This window comes from Tenacibaculum sp. 1B UA (assembly GCF_033978845.1).
Lineage (GTDB): Bacteria > Bacteroidota > Bacteroidia > Flavobacteriales > Flavobacteriaceae > Polaribacter.
On sequence record NZ_JAKVUA010000006.1, the window covers coordinates 80366 to 98846 of the forward strand.

The following is an 18481-nucleotide window of genomic DNA, read 5'->3' on the forward strand; positions in this document are numbered from 1 at the left end:
TTATGGACTTTTTATACGTAAAAGCATTACATATCATATTTGTAGTTACTTGGTTTGCCGGGTTATTTTACATAGGTCGTTTATTTATTTATCATGTAGAAGCAGAAAAAAAAGACGAACCAGCTAAGTCTATACTACAAACCCAATACAAGTTAATGTCTAAACGTTTATGGTATATTATTACTTGGCCTTCTTTATTTTTAGCGAGTTTTTTTGCTTTTTGGATGTTGTATAAAAACCCTGTTTATTTAGAAATGCCTTGGATGCACGTGAAATTAGCCTTTGTATTAGCACTATATTTTTATCATGGATTTTGCCATAAAGTTTACAAGGAATTACAGCGTAACGAGATTAAGTATTCCTCTAATAAACTTCGCCTCTTTAATGAAATTCCAACAGTAATTTTATTCGCTGTTGTATTTTTAGTTGTTTTAAAAAGTGCTATTAACTGGATTTGGGGTGTTGTAGGAATTATCTTATTTGGAGTATTACTGATGATTGGTATTCGTTATTATAAAAAAGTAAGAGCTAAAAAATCTTGGGATAAATATGAAAAAGAATTGATTGAAGAGGATGAGAAATTAGATAATTAATTTTTTTTTATAACAAATAACTTTACTAGTTTCGCCGCAAATTATAAACCTCAAATTAAATCACATTTAACTATGAAAAAAATTTTAGTTTTAACAATTGCTTTGTTTAGCTTATTAGCTTGTTCTTCTGACGACGAAAACAATTTAGACCCTATAGTAGGAACTTGGTATAAGTTTTCTATAAATGAGCAAGAAGTTAATGATTGTGAAAAAAACACAACAATCAAATTCTCTCAAAATGGTACATTTACAGCTACTTATTCTTATTACAACGGAGAGAACACTTGTCTTACTGAAGAAACGTTTAAAGGAACATGGACTAATAAAGGCAATAATAATTACACAACTTTAGGAGAAGGAGATGATGAATCAAGCAAAATATTACTTAAAGACAACAACACCTATCAAGAAATATTTACTGAAGATACACCTGACGGAACAACAACCGCTATCACTACCTTCAAGAAAAAGTAAAAATTCTTACAAGGACTTCTACAACAAAATTTAATTCTTCTATAAAAGCTCTGTTTTTTAATCAAAAAAACAGAGCTTTTTTGATTAAAAAAGACATAGTTAACAGAAAACTTTTATTTCTACTCTTAACTTTTGAACAGTCTCTTTTTTATCCTTTAATCGACTGTTCAAAAGGTATCCTATTCACAATACTTCTTCCTAAAGTAACTTCATCCGCATACTCTAACTCATCCCCTACTGAGATCCCTCTAGCAATGGTTGATGTTGTTACTCCCCATTGTTCTATCTGCTTATAAATATAAAAATTGGTGGTATCACCTTCCATCGTAGAACTCAACGCAAAAATTAGTTCTTTTATCTCACCTTCTTTTACCTTTTCTACTAGTGATTCAATTTGTAGGTTCTGAGGACCAATTCCTTCAATAGGAGAAATCTTTCCTCCTAACACATGGTACAAACCTCTGTATTGTGCTGTGTTTTCAATCGCCATTACATCACGAATATCTTCTACCACACATACAATCTCTGCATTTCTCTTCGGATTACTACAAATATCACATAACACTGTATCTGAAATATTATGGCACTTTTTACATGATTTTACATCGTTACGCAAATGCGTTAAAGCCTCTGCTAAATACTTCGTGTTCTCTTTCGGTTGTTTTAATAAATGTAACACCAAACGAAGTGCTGTACGCTTACCAATTCCTGGCAATCGACTTACTTCATTTACTGCATTTTCTAATAATTTTGATGAAAAATCCATGCTGCGAATTTACAATTTTTCGATAAGGATTAAGTATCTTCGTAGCTTTAAAATTAAAACTTCAATTCACATGAATTCAGAGATAAGAAACCTAGAACCAAAAGCTGTTTGGAAAAATTTTGCCGACTTAAACGCTGTACCTCGCCCTTCTAAAAAAGAAGAAAGAGTAATACAGTTTATGGTAGATTTCGGTAAGAACCTAAATCTTGAAACTATGGTTGACAACGTAGGGAATGTAATTATTCGTAAGCCTGCTTCAACTGGAATGGAAGACAGAAAAACAGTCGTTATGCAAAGCCATTTAGATATGGTCCATCAAAAAAATGCTGATACTGTTTTTGATTTTGACACCGAAGGAATTAAAATGTTTGTAGATGGTGATTGGGTTAAAGCTGACGGAACTACATTAGGAGCCGACAACGGTTTAGGTGTTGCTGCTATTATGGGAGTTTTAGAATCTACTGACATTGCTCATCCTGCTATCGAAGCCTTGTTTACAATTGATGAAGAAACAGGCATGACAGGTGCTATGGGACTTGAAGGTGGTTTATTACAAGGTGAAATTTTATTAAACCTAGATACTGAAGAAGATGATGAAATAGGAATGGGATGTGCTGGTGGTGTAGATGTTACTGCAACTAGAAGTTATAATGAAGAAACTACTCCTGAAAACACCATCGCTTATGAAATTTCTGTTACTGGGTTAAATGGAGGTCACTCAGGAATGGATATTATTAAAGGTTTAGGAAACGCTAATAAAATAATGAACCGTTTATTATTTGACGGGTTTACCAACTTCGGATTACGTGTTGCTGAAATTAACGGAGGTAGCTTACGTAATGCCATTCCTCGTGAAAGCTTTTCTACTGTAGTTATTGATGCTGTTTCTAAAGAACCTTTCTTATTTGAAATACATGAGCTTATTAACAATATTAAAGCTGAGTTTTCAACATTAGAACCTAACCTTACTATTGAATTAAAAGAAGTTGACACTCCTAAAACTGTAATGGATTTAGGCGTTCAAGAAGGATTAATTAAAGCAATTTATGCTGCTTTAAATGGTGTATATCGAATGAGTCCTGATATTGAAGGATTAGTAGAAACTTCAAATAATATTGCTCGTATTATTGTAAAAGACGGAACTATTAAAATTGGATGTTTAACACGTTCTTCTTCTGAAACTAATAAATGGGATTTAGCAAACTCGTTACGTTCATCTTTTGAATTAGCTGGTTTTGATGTAGAGTTTTCTGGTTCGTATCCAGGATGGTTACCTAACGTAAATTCTGAAATATTAAAAACTGTAACTAACTTATATGAAAAATTACATAGCGATAAGCCGCATGTAGCAGCATGTCACGCAGGTTTAGAGTGTGGTATTTTAGGTCAAAACTATCCAGAAATGGATATGGTTTCTTTTGGACCTAATATTAAAGGGGCTCACTCACCTGATGAGCGTGCACAGATATCATCAACACAAAAATTCTGGAAGTTTTTATTAGAAATTTTAAAGAACACTCCTGTAAAGAATTAAAAACTTATACATAAACTTTAAAACCACAACTCTACAGTTGTGGTTTTTTGTTTACATTTATAAAATGAATTTTTTAGCGCACTTATACCTTTCTGAAGATAACACAAACATCATGATTGGTAACTTTATAGCAGACCACGTGAAAGGCAATAAGTTTTCTCACTTTCATGAAGATATTCAAAAAGGCATTTTATTGCATCGAGAAATTGATACGTATACGGATGCGCATAAAATTGTTAGAATAAGCAAACGACGCTTACATGAACGCTATCGACACTACGATGGTGTAATTATCGATATTTTTTACGATCATTATTTAGCCAAAAACTGGAGAAACTATTCTCAAATTCCGTTAAATATATATGTAAATTCTGTATATAAATTACTTCAAGAAAATATTGATAGTCTTCCTGAAAGAACACAAGAAATGCTTCCTTATATGGTACAATATAATTGGTTATACAATTATCAATTTGCCAAAGGAATTCAAGAGGTTTTAAATGGTATGAATAGGCGTACTGATGGAAAATCAAAAATGAACTTAGCTACGGAAGACTTACTAGAAAATTATCAAATTTTCGAAAACGATTTCACTACTTTTTTTGAAGACCTCCGTGCATTCTCGCATCAAAAACTAAAAGAACTAAGTTAACAAAACATGAAAAAAGCACTCTTATTTTTTTCAATACTCACAGTATTATACAGTTGTAAGAAGAGAAAAGTTGTAGGTACAGTTACCGAAAAAGCCATGGTTGTTTCTGCCCGCAAAGAGGCTTCAAAAATTGGTTCAGATATTTTACAAAAAGGTGGTAACGCTTTTGATGCTATGGTTGCTACCGAACTAGCATTAGCAGTCGCTTACCCTTATGCTGGAAATCTTGGTGGTGGTGGATTTATGGTTTATCGACAAGGCACAGGAGAAATCGGTGCATTAGATTATCGTGAAAAAGCTCCACTTGCCGCTCATAAAGATATGTATTTAGATAGCTTAGGTAATGTAATTGAAAATAAAAGCACTTTAGGAGCTATGGCAATAGGGGTTCCAGGAACAGTAGCTGGTGTTTTTGCCACACATAAAAAGTTTGGTTCATTACCTATTCAAGAAATTTTAAAACCAGTCATAGCTTTAGCTAAAAAAGGCGTTGTAGTTACTCAAAAACAAGAAGACCGCATAAAAAAATATCAACATTATTTTTTAAAAGTAAATAAAGACTCTATTCTTTTTGATAAACTTTGGAAAAAAGGAGACACTATCAAATATCTTGCTTTAGCTTCAACTTTAGAACGTATTTCACAAAATGGTAGAGATGAATTTTACAAAGGTGAAACCGCCAAACGTCTCGTTGCTTTTATGCAGTCGAATGGTGGAATTATAAATGAAGAGGATTTGGCTAAATACGAAGCTAAATGGAGAACTCCGATTACTTTTACCTACGACGATTTACGAATTATTTCTATGTCTCCACCTGCTAGCGGAGGAATTTGTTTAGCACAAATAATGAATGGAATTGAACCTTTTGATTTAGACAAATACGGTCATAATTCAACAAAAACTATGCAGGTAATTACTGAAGCAGAACGTAGAGCTTATGCAGATAGAAGTTTTTATTTGGCTGATCCTGATTTTGTAAAAATTCCAGTTGAAACACTTATTAGTAAAGAATACACAAAAGACCGAATGAATGATTTTTTTTTTGAAAAGGCAACTTCTTCTACCGATGTCTCTCATGGAAGTATTACTATGATTGAAAGTGATGAAACCACCCACTACTCTATCGTTGATCAATTCGGAAATGCTGTTTCTGCCACTACAACAATCAACGGAGCTTATGGTTCTAAATTATATTGTTCAGACTTAGGTTTCTTCTTAAATAACGAAATGGATGATTTTTCAAGCAAGCCGGGTGTACCAAACATGTTTGGGTTAGTAGGTGCTGAAGCTAATAAAATTGAACCTGAAAAACGTATGTTAAGCTCAATGACTCCCACTATTGTAGAGAAAAACGGAAACTTATATATGGTTGTAGGAACACCCGGTGGTTCAACAATTATTACTTCTGTATTACAAACCATTTTAAATGTACATGAATTTGACATGGGAATGCAAGAAGCCGTGAATCAACCACGTTTTCACCATCAATGGTTGCCTGATGTGATTAAAATGGAACCTAAAGGATTTGACAAACAAGTAAAAATAAACTTACAAAGTCTTGGATACGAATTAGACGAAACCAACTCACCAATTATTGGAAAAGTAGATGCTATTTTAATACTTCCTAATGGAAAATTAGAAGGTGGTGCTGATCCTCGTGGTGATGATAAAGCTATAGGATTTTAATGGTTTCAAAAGAAACTCATAAAGTTCCTCTGTTAGAAAATCCCATTCGGTTACAAGAATATGGTGTTGATGTTTTCACCTCACTACCTACCAAATCAGGATTAAAAAAAGCCATTAAAAAAGGGGTCGTTAAAGTTAATGGTAAAATAGCCACAACTGCTTTGTACATTAAAGGAGGGGAAACCATTGAGTTACTTCAATCAAAAGAAAGCATACATAAAAAGCATTTTAACTTTCCTTTAGAAGTTCTTTTTGAAGATGATTATCTAGCTATAGTTTATAAACCTGCAGGAATTTTAGTAAGCGGAAATTCCTTTGCTACAATTGACAACGCACTTGTACAAAACTTACAGAAAAGTACTTTACCTGACGCTACTCGCCCAAGACCTGTTCATCGTTTAGATTATCCAACTAGCGGGTTATTACTCATTGGAAAAACAACTGAGAGTATTATTGCTTTAAATCAACTATTTGAAAAAAAAGAAATTAGGAAAACATACTATGCTATTTGTATTGGTAAAATGGGACGAAGTGGAGAAATTGATTTACCTATCGATAACAAAAGTGCCTTTACTTCGTTTGAAGTTATACAATCAGTAGAGTCTCCTCGATTTGATTTTTTGAATTTAGTAGAACTGAACCCAAAAACAGGTAGAAAACATCAACTACGTAAACATTTACTTATTATAAACAATCCTATTTTAGGGGACAAGGATTATTTTTTAGAAAATAAAATCATGAAAGGGAAAGGATTGTTTCTACATGCATCTACGCTTACTTTTACACATCCTTTTAGTAAAGAAGAAATAACTATCACTAAAGAGCTTCCTAAAAAATTCAAAAAAATATTCCCGCAATAAATCTCCTTTAAAACAGCTATCTTTGCCGCATGCGAATAGATATTATTACGGTAGAACCCGACTTAATAAAGAGTCCATTTCAAAATTCAATGATGAAGAGGGCTATTGATAAAGGACTCGCTGAAGTTCATTTTCATAACCTACGAGAATATGGGTTTGGTAATTATCGTCAAATAGACGATTATCAATTTGGTGGGGGTGCTGGAATGGTTTTAATGATTGAACCTATAGCTAAGTGTATTGAAAAACTTCAATCTGAAAGGACTTATGATGAAGTTATATATATGACTCCTGATGCTAAAACTCTAAATCAAGCTACGGCAAATACACTTTCATTAAAGGAAAGTATTATCATTTTAACAGGACATTATAAAGGTGTAGACCAACGCGTACGTGATAAATTTGTAACTAAAGAAATTTCTATTGGCGATTATGTCTTAACTGGAGGTGAATTAGCTGCCGCTGTTTTATGTGATGCTGTAATTCGATTAATCCCTGGTGTTTTAGGTGACGAAACTTCTGCTTTAACAGATAGTTTTCAAGATAACTTACTATCTCCACCGGTATATACAAGGCCCTCAGAATATGAAGGAATGAAAGTACCTGAAGTCTTATTATCAGGAAACTTTCCTAAGATTGAAGAATGGCGCTCAGAACAAGCTTATAAAAGAACAAAAGAAATACGTCCAGATTTATTAGATTAACTAATAATCAGCGTTTTATTTATTTTTTTTATCAAAAGAAAAGCTTTAAGTTTGCAGCCACAAAATCAACCTCTGACGAAAATCGTGAATGTTGCTTTTATACAACCATAAATAATAATAAAATGGATTTAGTAAAATTTGTTCAAGACGAATTTGTAACAAGAAACGAATTACCAGAATTTACAGCTGGAGATACTATTACAGTATACTACGAAATTAAAGAAGGAAACAAAACTCGTACTCAGTTTTTTAGAGGAGTTGTTATCCAAAAAAGAGGAAGCGGAGCTTCTGAAACATTCACTATTAGAAAAATGTCTGGTACTGTAGGTGTTGAGCGTATCTTCCCTATTAACTTACCTTCTATCCAGAAGATTGAAATTAACAAAACAGGTAAAGTACGTAGAGCACGTATTTACTACTTTAGAGGTCTTACTGGTAAGAAAGCTAGAATTAAAGAAAGAAGACACTAAAAAAATCTTCTACTCAAAAGAACTTAAAAAACACCATGAATATCATGGTGTTTTTTTTATTCACTTTTTGTTAATAACACACTTTCTCAAACTGTTGATAACAAAACACTTAAACTTACTAAAAAAACAGTATTATTCCTTATATTTGGGAATAGAGTTTACAAAGTAAGTGACATCAAAGTTATAGTTAACTATATTAATCACCAAAAGTAAACCTTTAAAGTAACGTTCTTTATATATTTTGTTTTTAAACATACTTAAAGCTAAGTACAATCATTATAATTTTTGATTAATTGTAAGTTATTAATAATTTATAGTTTTCTAGTTATAAGTTTATAAGTATTATTGGTTTTTATTTAGCTTAATTAAGCTGTTTAAAAACATCGAAGCTTTTATTTTATAGGTGACATAATTTATAAAGTAAAGTTTCTTTTGAAGTAGTAACGTAGTTTTTTCTAAGGAAAAAGCATAAACGCAGTTTTATTTGACTATGTAGTAATACAGGTCAGCATCCTTACTATTTCAAGAAAGCCATATCAATTACAAGAAATTGTTTGATATGGCTTTTGTTTTTAATAACAAAACCTCTATTTCACCTATTTAAATTGTCAATTTCGTAACAAAACACCCTAATTAATAACAATTTATCATCAAAAAACTCAACCGTAATTCTTAAATTTGCGTCACTTCAAAATATAATTTAATTTATTACTTATAAATATGAATAAGACTGCTAAAATTATGTACACAAAAACGGATGAAGCTCCAGCATTAGCTACTCGTTCGTTTTTACCAATCGTAAAAGCTTTTACAAAATCATCTAACATAGAAGTAGAAACCAAAGATATTTCTCTTGCGGGTCGTATTCTTGCTAATTTTTCAGACCTTTTACCTAAAGAGCAGCAGGTTGAAGATGCCTTAGCTTTTTTAGGAGATTTAGCAAAAAAGCCCGAAGCAAACATTATTAAACTTCCAAATATTTCAGCTTCTGTTCCTCAATTAAAAGCTGCTATAAAAGAACTACAAGCTTTAGGTTATGCTTTACCAAATTACCCAGAAGAAGCTACAACTGATGAAGAGAAAGCAATTTTAGCACGTTATAATAAAATAAAAGGATCTGCTGTAAACCCTGTTTTACGTGAAGGTAACTCTGACCGTAGAGCTCCAAAAGCTGTAAAAAACTACGCAAAAAAGAATCCTCATTCAATGGGTGCTTGGAGTGCTGACTCTAAAACTCATGTTTCTACAATGACAGAAGGTGATTTTGCACACAGCGAAAAATCAGTTACTGTACCAAACGCAACTGACGTACAAATTGTACACACAAATGCTGACGGAAATAAAACTGTTTTAAAAAATAAAGTATCATTACTAGCTAAAGAAGTTATTGATGCTTCAGTAATGAGTAAAAAAGCATTATTAGCTTTCTTAGAAGAACAAGTTAAAGATGCTAACGATAAAGGAGTGTTATTCTCTTTACACATGAAAGCAACTATGATGAAGGTTTCAGACCCTATCATTTTTGGTCATGCTGTACGTATTTTCTTTAAAGATTTGTTTACTAAACATAGTGAAACTTTTAAAGAAATTGGTGTAGATGTAAACAACGGTTTTGGAAACTTAGTAAGTAACCTCGAAGAGTTATCAGCAGATAAAAAAGCGGAGATTTTAACAGATATTGAAGCTATTTATGCTAGCAATCCTGATGTAGCAATGGTAAACTCTGACAAAGGAATTACCAACTTACATGTTCCTTCAGATGTAATTATTGACGCTTCAATGCCAGCAATGATTCGTACTTCTGGTCAAATGTGGAATAAAGAAGGAAAGCCTCAAGATGCAAAAGCTGTAATTCCTGATAGTTCTTATGCTGGTTTATACCAAGAAACTATCGATTTTTGTAAAAAAAATGGTGCTTTTGATCCTACTACAATGGGTACAGTTCCTAACGTAGGCTTAATGGCTCAGAAAGCTGAAGAATACGGTTCTCATGATAAAACATTTGAAATTACTTCTAATGGAAAAGTTGAAGTGATTGATGCTAGCGGAACTACTTTATTAGAGCATACTGTTGAAGCTGGTGATATTTGGAGAATGTGTCAAACAAAAGACGCACCTATTCAAGATTGGGTTAAATTAGCTGTTACTCGTGCAAGAGCTACAGGAGCACCTGCAGTTTTTTGGCTAGATGAAGAAAGAGCTCATGATAGAGAAATCATTAAAAAAGTAGAAAAGTACTTACAAGACCATGACACCACTGGATTAGAAATTAAAATCTTATCTCAAGTAGAAGCTACTAAATATACATTAGAAAGAGTTAAAGCAGGTAAAGAAACTATTTCTGTTACAGGAAATGTATTGCGTGATTATTTAACTGATTTATTCCCTATTTTAGAGTTAGGAACTTCAGCTAAAATGCTATCTATCGTTCCGTTAATGAATGGTGGTGGATTATTTGAAACTGGTGCTGGAGGATCTGCCCCAAAACATGTTCAACAATTAGTAGAAGAAAATCATTTACGCTGGGATTCTTTAGGTGAATTCTTAGCTTTAGCTGTTTCTTTAGAACATTTGGGAGAAACAAACAATAACAACAAAGCAAAAATATTAGCGGAAGCTTTAGATGATGCTACTGACAAATTATTAGACAATAAAAAAGGACCATCAAGAAAAACTGGAGAATTAGATAATAGAGGTTCTCATTTTTATTTAGCAATGTATTGGGCACAAGCTTTAGCCTCTCAGGACAAAGACACCGAGTTAAAAGCTCAATTTGCTCCTATTGCAGAAAAATTAGCAACAAATGAAACTACAATTGTAGAAGAACTAAATACTGTTCAAGGTAAAGCAGTAAATATTGGAGGATACTACGAACCTAATAACGCATTAGCTAATGCAGTTATGCAACCTAGTGAAACTCTTAATGATATTTTACAAAGTATATAATTAATCAATTATATAAAATTCAAAAGCAGGTGGCAAAAATCACCTGCTTTTTTATTAAAATAAACCAAACAAATTACTAAACAATAATGTCCCCCGAATTATTATTTAATCCCCCATAACATTGCTTGGCTCATAGTTAAGACACAAAAAAATTATAATCGTCACATTCTAATTTCTTGAAATTTTTAATTAGTAAATTTGAAACATGAAGTTTACCAAAACAACCGAACAAGAGTCTAACTACAATAATTTAGAAAAAATGAATATTTCTGAATTATTGTATAACATTAACAAAGAAGATAAAACAGTTCCTTTAGCTGTAGAAAAAGCACTCCCACAAATAGAGAAACTCACAGAACAAATTGTTTTGAAGTTAAAAAAAGGTGGCCGTTTATTTTACATCGGTGCAGGCACTAGTGGTCGTTTAGGTATCCTAGACGCAAGTGAATGCCCTCCTACTTTTGGTGTTCCCCATGAATTGGTCATTGGATTAATTGCTGGTGGTGATTATGCCATTAGAAAAGCGGTTGAATTTGCAGAAGATTCTACTAACCAAGGTTGGAAAGATTTACAAGAACATCAAATCTCTTCAAAAGATGTTGTTATAGGAATTGCCGCATCAGGTACCACTCCTTATGTTATTTCTGCTTTAGAAGAATGCAATAATAACGATATTGTAACAGGCTGTATTACCTGTAATCAAGATAGTCCGTTATCATTAACCACTCAATTTCCCATTGAAGTCGTTGTAGGTCCTGAATTTGTAACAGGAAGCTCTCGTATGAAAGCGGGAACTGCTCAAAAATTAGTATTAAATATGCTATCTACAGCCAGTATGATTCAATTAGGAAGAGTTAAAGGGAATAAGATGGTTGATATGCAACTATCCAACAACAAATTAGTAGATAGAGGAGAAAAAATGTTAGCTTCTGAATTAAACATCGACCAAAAGACAGCTAGCGAATTATTAAAAAAATATGGAAATGTTCGTGAAGCTATAAAAAAATTTACAAATGAATAAACCTACTACTTTTGAAACTGGTATAAAAAAGCTTTTAGTTTTTTTAGGCTTGCTTATTATTTCTCCTTTAATACTAAGTATTGCCTTTAAAGCCTTACGTGCTTTTAAAGAAGCCCCTAAAGTTTTTATTGCTTATGGTTTGCTCGTGGTTGGTGTTTTATTAATACTATTTACTGTATATTATGGTTTTAAAACTTTTAAAACCATATTAGACCATCTTTTTAGCAAATAACTTTTGATAAAAAACAATTCCATAAAAAAAATAATAAATTGGGAGCACTGGCCCTCGGCGATGTTTTACCTTCCTAATCTTCCTTACGCTTTTTATTTAGCTTTTAAAGCTAAACACTTAACTTTTTTTAGTGCTGCAAACCCCTGCATAAAAAGCTCTGGAAACGGTACTGAAAGCAAATACGAAACCATATTATTGGTTCCTGAAAAATACCGACCTAAATCGGTTTTAATAAAACCAAACACTAATTTTGAAACAGTTTATAAAAAAATACAAAAGCAAAAAATAAACTTCCCTTTAATAGCAAAACCTGATGTGGGTTTTAGAGGTTTATTAGTTGAGAAAATAGCTTCAAAAGCAGCCTTAAAAAACTATATTGAAAAGTACTCTATTGATATTATCATTCAAGAATTTTTAGACCATGAGAATGAATGCGGTATTTTTTACCACAGAAATCCAAAAGATGATTCTGGTAAGATTTCTTCATTAACGCTAAAACGTTTTTTATCTGTTACAGGAGATGGTACTTCTACATTAAAAGAGCTTATCCTTGCTGATGAAAGAGCTAAATTATACATCGACTTATTTACTAAAATTCACCAAGATAAACTGACAGAAATACCTATTAAAAACAAAATTATTAAACTTACAGCTATAGGTAATCATTCAAAAGGAACACAATTTATTAATGGTAATCATTTAATAAGTGATAAACTAACCACCACTTTTGATAAGCTTAGTAAATCAATACCAGGTTGGTACTATGGACGAATTGACTTAAAGTACAACACCTTTGACGAACTAGAAAAAGGAATCGACTTTAAAATACTAGAAATCAATGGAATTATAGCAGAACCTACACATATTTATGATGCAGAAAACTACACCTACTTAAAAGCTTTAAAAGCTATAAGAACCCACTGGAAATCGCTCTTTACTATTGCTATTACAAATCATAGAAACTTCAACACTCCATATAAAAGTTCTATAAGTTTTCTTAATGAAATTATTTTATTAAAAAAGTACACAAAAAAAATCAAACGTCTCTCCAAATAAAAATTATTTTTTATATTTGCCCGCCGATACATATTCATGTATTATTAAGAATCCCCCCGAGTCTTAAAAAAACAATTAATTATTTAACTGAATGGGAAGAAAATTACTTTTTTCTTTGATTCTTTTTTGTGCCATTACTCCAACTTTTTCACAAGTAAAAGTTGGAAACAATCCGTCTTCAATTCATTTAAATTCAATTTTAGAATTAGAAAGCTCAGATAAAGTATTAGTTATTAGCAGAATGACAGATACTCAAATGAATGCTATACAACCTTTACGTGGTGCCTTAGTCTTTAATACTGATCAAAATTGTGTTTTTATGTATGATGGAACTACATGGATAAGTTTATGCAATGGTTCTGGGAATACAAGAGAAACTATAAAAGTAACCACCTCCTCTACTCCACCTTCCGATAATAACATAGGTGATTTTTGGGTTAACGACACTCTAAGTAACACTACCAGTATTTGGGACGGAACCAATTGGATTTCTATAGACAATAACCCTAGAAGAGGTAACGGAATACCTAATACTAGTACTGCTCCTGACCCAACCTCTGGAGATGTTTATGTAGATACAACTACTGGTGTAATTTATGCTTATAACGGTACAACTTGGGTAGCATCTAACGCAACGCTTTCTGCTAATAACGGACTTTTTATAAACGCAAGTAACACTATTCAATTAGGTGGGGTATTAATTCAGCCTACTACTATTGAAACTAGTACTGCAAATACGTTAGCCATTACAGGTTTAGAAAATGGAAGCACTTCTACTGATGATATCGTTACAGTAGATAGAACTACTGGCGTTTTAAAAAGAACTACTGCCTCTAACTTACTAAAAGAGGAAATTACAAAAATTACAGCTACAGATGGTCAAATAACTTTTACAGGGCTTACATTATATACAACTGACAAAATTAATGTGTACAGAAATGGAGTTAGAATAGACTTTACTGTTGATAATGCCACAACGATTACCATAGAACCTGATGCTACATGTTATGCAGGTGATGAAATACGAATAGTTCAACTTTATTAATAATAATCCTCAATTTAAAATCTTAAAAACAATTTAATTATCAATTCATGAAAACAATTACAAACAAATTTAAATTAACATTGGCTACTTTAGGTCTTTTAGTTATTGGTACAGCTAACGCACAGCAAGAGACTGGAGATGTAACCACTAACAATAAAAACATTCAAACAGGTTTAAACAAAACTGTTAGAGTTATTGATAATAAAGGTACCATTAAGTATTTACAATCTAAAAATGGTATAACTATGATTACAAATACAACTACAGATCAAACTACAACAACCTGGCAATTAGGAGGTACACTAACTGACAATACATATATTGATGCTAGTGGTGCTATTTTTGCTTTAGATGGTATTGCTTTAGAAACTGGTGCAGCATCTACAAATGCAGTTGATGGTGAAGTTGCCAAAGGAGGTACTGCGACTGGAACAGGTTATACTTTTTTAGTAAGAGATGAAGCTACTGGTGAAACTAAGAAAATTTTAGCTGCTGATGTAGTTCAAAACGGACATTCAGTATTTACAGCTACTGCTGGTCAAACCGCTTATGATTTATCTGCATTAGTACCAGCACCTAACTTAACTAGTTATCAAAAAGTATGGGTATATAGAAACGGAGCTAAATTAGTTGCTAATTTAGACTATACTGTAGCTGGTTCTACGGTTACATTAGTTCCTAGTACTACTGCTCCTAACGATTGGTCGGTATATGATGGTGATATTATTGAAGTACAATTCAATTATTAATAATATTAATGCGTAATAACATTATTATACAAAAATTAGTATTTATAACTTCTGTATTGGCACTATTTTCTTTTAGTGCCAATGCACAAGAAGTTAGGGTTATAGATAATAAAGGAACTATACAAACGGTTAACAATAATACTGTAACCACATCTACAACTACACCAACCAACCCTGTTGAAAATGATGTTTGGTTCGATACAACCAATAGTCAAATAAAAATATATGATACTGTAGATGGTTGGAAGTTAATCAGCTCTACCCTTTCCTCTCAAAATATTTACACTGCCAACGGTAATTTAACTTCAAACCGTACTTTAAACGGTACCAACAGCTTTGGTTTAACTTTACAAAACTTAAACTATCTACAACTATTTAGTAACAGTATCCAAATAAATGGTATTAACAGTACCCAAATAAGTACTACAGGAGGTCCTATGCAGCTATCTGCTTCTTCAACAATGCAGTTAACAGCGCCAAGTAATATTATTTTACAAAGTCCAGCAGAGTTTAACAGCTCACTAATAGACATTAATGGTAATGCTGGTTCAACAGGTCAAATATTAACCTCTACAGGTACGGGTGTAGATTGGATAGATAACCCTGCTTTGAATAACTGGCTAATTACAGGTAATACTGGTACTACGAATACAAATTTTTTAGGAACGATTGATGATGTTAAAATGCAGATTCGTTCGAACAATACTCCAATGCTTGAATTTGGAAGAAGAGCTACTCTTAATTTAGTACAAGGCTACCCAGACTATAACGCCCCAGATCAATCATTAGTTTATTTAAATGGTTCTAATGGTGTATCTGCATTACAATTTAGAGCTGATGGTGCTAGTTTTTATAAACCTATGTTTTATACGACTTCTAATGGTAGCTTTAGATTAAAAGGAAGTTCTGGAAATACAGATTTATTTGAAATAGGTTCTGCAGGACCAAATAATCAAGGTCGTCTAGAGTTTATTATTGGTGATGACGGTAATGAACCTATGATATTTAAACGCTATTACTATTCTCCTCAAATATACAAAGAGTTCTTTAGAGTTCAAGGTAGTACGACTGGAAGATATGCTAAAACAAGATTTGGAATAAATATCAACCAACAAGAAATACCTATTTCTGGTGATATAAACGCAAACTATAATACTGGGAGTTTTAATATTGCAAACTCTACTTTACAAGTTCAAGGTTCCATTTCAAAATCTACTTTTACTACAACAAATAATTTAACACTAACTGAAGATCATTATTCTATAATTATTAATGGTAACCATACCATTACATTGCCTAATGCTTCTACCTGTGAAGGAAGAGAGTACGTGCTTAAAAATATAACGAGTAATAACATTAACATCTCAAGTTATCGTAACTTATCAAATGTAAATACAAACTTCATAGAAGCCAATACAGTTTTAAAAATTCAAAGTACAGGATCTAATTGGCATCAAATAAACAATTCAAATACGACAACTAGCGGAGGTGGGAGTTCAACCTTAACATATATCGATAAATATAACAGTACAAACTCTACAATAAGAGTAAATGATTATAATACAAACGGAACTTTAATACCGTTGAATTCTGTTAGGCTCTATAACGGACCAATTAATAATAGAAATAATAGTCAAGTACAAGTCACAGAAACAGGTTTATATGAAATTACATATACTGTTTCATTAAGAAAAGAGAATTCAAATGACTTCAATGATAGAACTAATAGCTCTTTTGAAATAGTTGTATGTCAAAACAACAACCCTATACCTAATACTGGTAGCATACTAACTCTTATAGGAAACACAAACCAAAGATATGTAAGTGCTTCTAGAACTGTGTTGTTAAACCTAACTGCCTATCAAAGCTATGGAATAAAAATTAGAGAAAAATATATAGGTGAAAATGGTGATGTAGTTATTGATGCTAATGCTACAGGCATGACAATTAAAAAAATTAACTAAATTATTGTAAGAGCTTTTATATATAACTATAAATACTGAAGTATTATGAAACTTTTTTTAACTTCACTATTCCTTTTGTTTATTCCTTTTTTTATTAAAGCTCAAACAGCCTTTCATAATTTAGGGAATGTACAATTTCATGATGGAGCTCAATTAGGTTTCCATACCAATGTTATTAATAATGGTACACTAGATAACTATACCGGTTTTGCTGGTTTTTATGCTGATAATGAAGTTAGAACTATTTCAGGAACTAATAGAGTTACTTTTTTCAATGTAGAGGTTGATGCTCTACAAAACTTAGAGCTATACAATTCTTTGGGTGTGCATAATCAATTAAGTTTTATTAACGGACAAGTGATTACTCCAAGAAACAACACTAGCATAACACTCAACTTTATTGATTATGACTTTTATGCGGGTGAAGATAATGAGCGACACGTTAATGGATACACCTCACTAAAACAAGGAAATAAAAACACTTCTAGCTTCACCTTCCCTGTGGGGGATGGAACAATGTTACGCCCAATGAGCTTACCTTATAAAGACAAGTATTATATTTTTAAAGGAGCATATTTTTACGAAGACCCAAACTTTCCTACCACTTTTACTGCTAACTTTTTAACAGATCAGAAACAAGCAATAATTGAAAATATTAGCAACATTGAATTTTGGGATTTAGAAGGTAAAAATGAAACCCGTATTACATTAACTTGGAATACCCGTAGTGATATAAGCTCTTTGGCTAATCAAGTTTCTCAGTTAATCGTTGTAGGCTGGAGTAAAACAGAAAATCAATGGGTAAATTTAGATGTATTAGAAGTTACTGGAGATTTATCGGAAGGAACAATTACATCAGCTGCGTTTGTTCCTGATAACTACGAAGTAATCACTATTGGTTCGTTATTAGATGATGAGATTAAAACAAATAATAATAATATTTTAATCTCCCCAAATGGAGATAATCTTAACGATTATTTAGTTTTTGATGAAGTAAATGAATATGCCCATAATAAACTTATTATTTATAATCGATGGGGAAATATTGTATATCAAACTGAAGATTATAAAAACGATTGGAATGGTACTTCTAACGGACGATCTACTATTAACAGAGAAAGTAAACTTCCAGCAGCAACTTACTTCTACTACCTAGAGTTAGGTGACCAACCAAACGCTTATCAAAAGCTTAAAAAAGGCTGGGTTTACATTAATCGATAATTATCTTACTAATTCTTTCTTTGAAGTTGTAGGGTTGTACCCAAAATCTGCATCAGGTAACTCTATTCCTAATTGATTTATAATAAAACCTATACTAGCAAAATGGTGTATTGCATGGCTATGCGCTTGTATCAAAGCACTACCTAACGTATAATTTGCAGTTACTTTTCCAGTTCCTAAATCATCTGTAACAGAAATAATTATATCAAAATCTTCTGTTTCTAAACAATATAGTTGCTCAATTACCTCTTTAAAATATACAATTCCAAACTCCGTCTTCTGCTCTGCTAGTTGATTACGTTCTCTGTCAGAAAAATCAACACATTTTTTATCTAACCCTTTAAAAATACAGACGAAAACATCCAGAATATGTCTCATATTAGCACCTATACTCGAATAATATGGTGGAATTGATGTATCACTATACTGTTCATCATTAATTGCTTCTAATAGTTTAATTCCTCTTTGTAAATTTTTATTAATAGCTGCTATCATTCGTAAGTATAAG

Annotated in this window: 18 protein-coding genes; 16 read left to right on the forward strand and 2 right to left on the reverse strand. The window is 32.1% G+C overall.

What is annotated here, in order from left to right; translation table 11 throughout:
* The first annotated feature begins 2 nt into the window (after nucleotides 1-2).
* Both MK851_RS06830 and MK851_RS06835 read left to right on the forward strand, forming a co-directional pair.
* Nucleotides 3-593 carry a CopD family protein gene (locus tag MK851_RS06830; protein ID WP_320242613.1) on the forward strand — a complete coding sequence of 197 codons (591 nt, stop codon included), beginning with the start codon at nucleotides 3-5 and terminating at the stop codon, nucleotides 591-593.
* Between the two features lie 72 nt (nucleotides 594-665).
* On the forward strand, nucleotides 666-1067 hold the full coding sequence (locus MK851_RS06835) for a lipocalin family protein (protein WP_303506391.1): 402 nt from the start codon (nucleotides 666-668) through the stop codon (nucleotides 1065-1067).
* A 148-nt stretch (nucleotides 1068-1215) separates the two neighbouring features.
* On the opposite strand, the gene recR is transcribed toward MK851_RS06835, so the two are convergent.
* Nucleotides 1216-1833, reverse strand: coding sequence for a recombination mediator RecR (gene recR, locus MK851_RS06840; protein WP_320242615.1), 618 nt, complete (start codon nucleotides 1831-1833; stop codon nucleotides 1216-1218).
* Between the two features lie 70 nt (nucleotides 1834-1903).
* On the opposite strand from recR, the gene MK851_RS06845 reads away from it, so the two are divergent.
* The 14 genes from MK851_RS06845 (at nucleotide 1904) to MK851_RS06910 (ending at nucleotide 17973) form a co-directional block, all read left to right on the forward strand.
* The gene (locus MK851_RS06845) at nucleotides 1904-3367 is read left to right on the forward strand and encodes an aminoacyl-histidine dipeptidase (RefSeq protein WP_320242617.1); all 1464 of its coding nucleotides are present in this window, start codon (nucleotides 1904-1906) and stop codon (nucleotides 3365-3367) included.
* Nucleotides 3368-3431: 64 nt separating this feature from the next.
* A complete protein-coding gene (locus MK851_RS06850; protein WP_303506384.1) occupies nucleotides 3432-4019 on the forward strand; it encodes an ACP phosphodiesterase in 588 nt (195 codons plus the stop codon).
* Between the two features lie 6 nt (nucleotides 4020-4025).
* Nucleotides 4026-5705 (forward strand): gamma-glutamyltransferase, encoded by a 1680-nt coding sequence (ggt, locus tag MK851_RS06855; protein ID WP_320242620.1) that lies wholly within the window; start codon nucleotides 4026-4028, stop codon nucleotides 5703-5705.
* A complete protein-coding gene (locus MK851_RS06860) occupies nucleotides 5705-6565 on the forward strand; it encodes an RluA family pseudouridine synthase (RefSeq protein ID WP_320242622.1) in 861 nt (286 codons plus the stop codon). Before ggt ends, MK851_RS06860 begins: the two co-directional genes overlap by 1 nt.
* A gap of 29 nt (nucleotides 6566-6594) precedes the next feature.
* Complete coding sequence (gene trmD / locus MK851_RS06865) at nucleotides 6595-7269, forward strand: tRNA (guanosine(37)-N1)-methyltransferase TrmD (protein ID WP_320242624.1); 675 nt, start codon at nucleotides 6595-6597, stop codon at nucleotides 7267-7269.
* A gap of 122 nt (nucleotides 7270-7391) precedes the next feature.
* Nucleotides 7392-7739 carry a 50S ribosomal protein L19 gene (gene rplS / locus MK851_RS06870; RefSeq protein ID WP_303506377.1) on the forward strand — a complete coding sequence of 116 codons (348 nt, stop codon included), beginning with the start codon at nucleotides 7392-7394 and terminating at the stop codon, nucleotides 7737-7739.
* A 720-nt stretch (nucleotides 7740-8459) separates the two neighbouring features.
* A complete protein-coding gene (locus MK851_RS06875; protein ID WP_303506375.1) occupies nucleotides 8460-10685 on the forward strand; it encodes an NADP-dependent isocitrate dehydrogenase in 2226 nt (741 codons plus the stop codon).
* A 205-nt stretch (nucleotides 10686-10890) separates the two neighbouring features.
* Nucleotides 10891-11706, forward strand: coding sequence for an N-acetylmuramic acid 6-phosphate etherase (gene murQ / locus MK851_RS06880; RefSeq protein ID WP_320242628.1), 816 nt, complete (start codon nucleotides 10891-10893; stop codon nucleotides 11704-11706).
* The gene (locus MK851_RS06885) at nucleotides 11699-11938 is read left to right on the forward strand and encodes a DUF6095 family protein (RefSeq protein WP_303506371.1); all 240 of its coding nucleotides are present in this window, start codon (nucleotides 11699-11701) and stop codon (nucleotides 11936-11938) included. Before murQ ends, MK851_RS06885 begins: the two co-directional genes overlap by 8 nt.
* Nucleotides 11939-11941: 3 nt before the next feature.
* Entirely contained in the window at nucleotides 11942-12994 is a 1053-nt protein-coding gene (locus tag MK851_RS06890; protein WP_320242630.1) for a D-alanine--D-alanine ligase, read from the forward strand.
* A gap of 91 nt (nucleotides 12995-13085) precedes the next feature.
* A complete protein-coding gene (locus MK851_RS06895) occupies nucleotides 13086-14039 on the forward strand; it encodes a hypothetical protein (protein ID WP_320242632.1) in 954 nt (317 codons plus the stop codon).
* A gap of 47 nt (nucleotides 14040-14086) precedes the next feature.
* Nucleotides 14087-14788 carry a hypothetical protein gene (locus MK851_RS06900; protein ID WP_303506365.1) on the forward strand — a complete coding sequence of 234 codons (702 nt, stop codon included), beginning with the start codon at nucleotides 14087-14089 and terminating at the stop codon, nucleotides 14786-14788.
* 8 nt (nucleotides 14789-14796) lie between these two features.
* Nucleotides 14797-16752: a hypothetical protein gene (locus MK851_RS06905; protein WP_303506363.1), complete on the forward strand. Its 1956-nt coding sequence runs from the start codon at nucleotides 14797-14799 to the stop codon at nucleotides 16750-16752.
* A 45-nt stretch (nucleotides 16753-16797) separates the two neighbouring features.
* Entirely contained in the window at nucleotides 16798-17973 is a 1176-nt protein-coding gene (locus MK851_RS06910) for a gliding motility-associated C-terminal domain-containing protein (protein ID WP_320242635.1), read from the forward strand.
* Here MK851_RS06910 and MK851_RS06915 read toward each other — a convergent pair whose 3' ends face one another.
* On the reverse strand, nucleotides 17974-18468 hold the full coding sequence (locus MK851_RS06915) for a DinB family protein (RefSeq protein WP_320242637.1): 495 nt from the start codon (nucleotides 18466-18468) through the stop codon (nucleotides 17974-17976). It abuts the gene before it with no gap.
* Nucleotides 18469-18481: the final 13 nt, after the last annotated feature.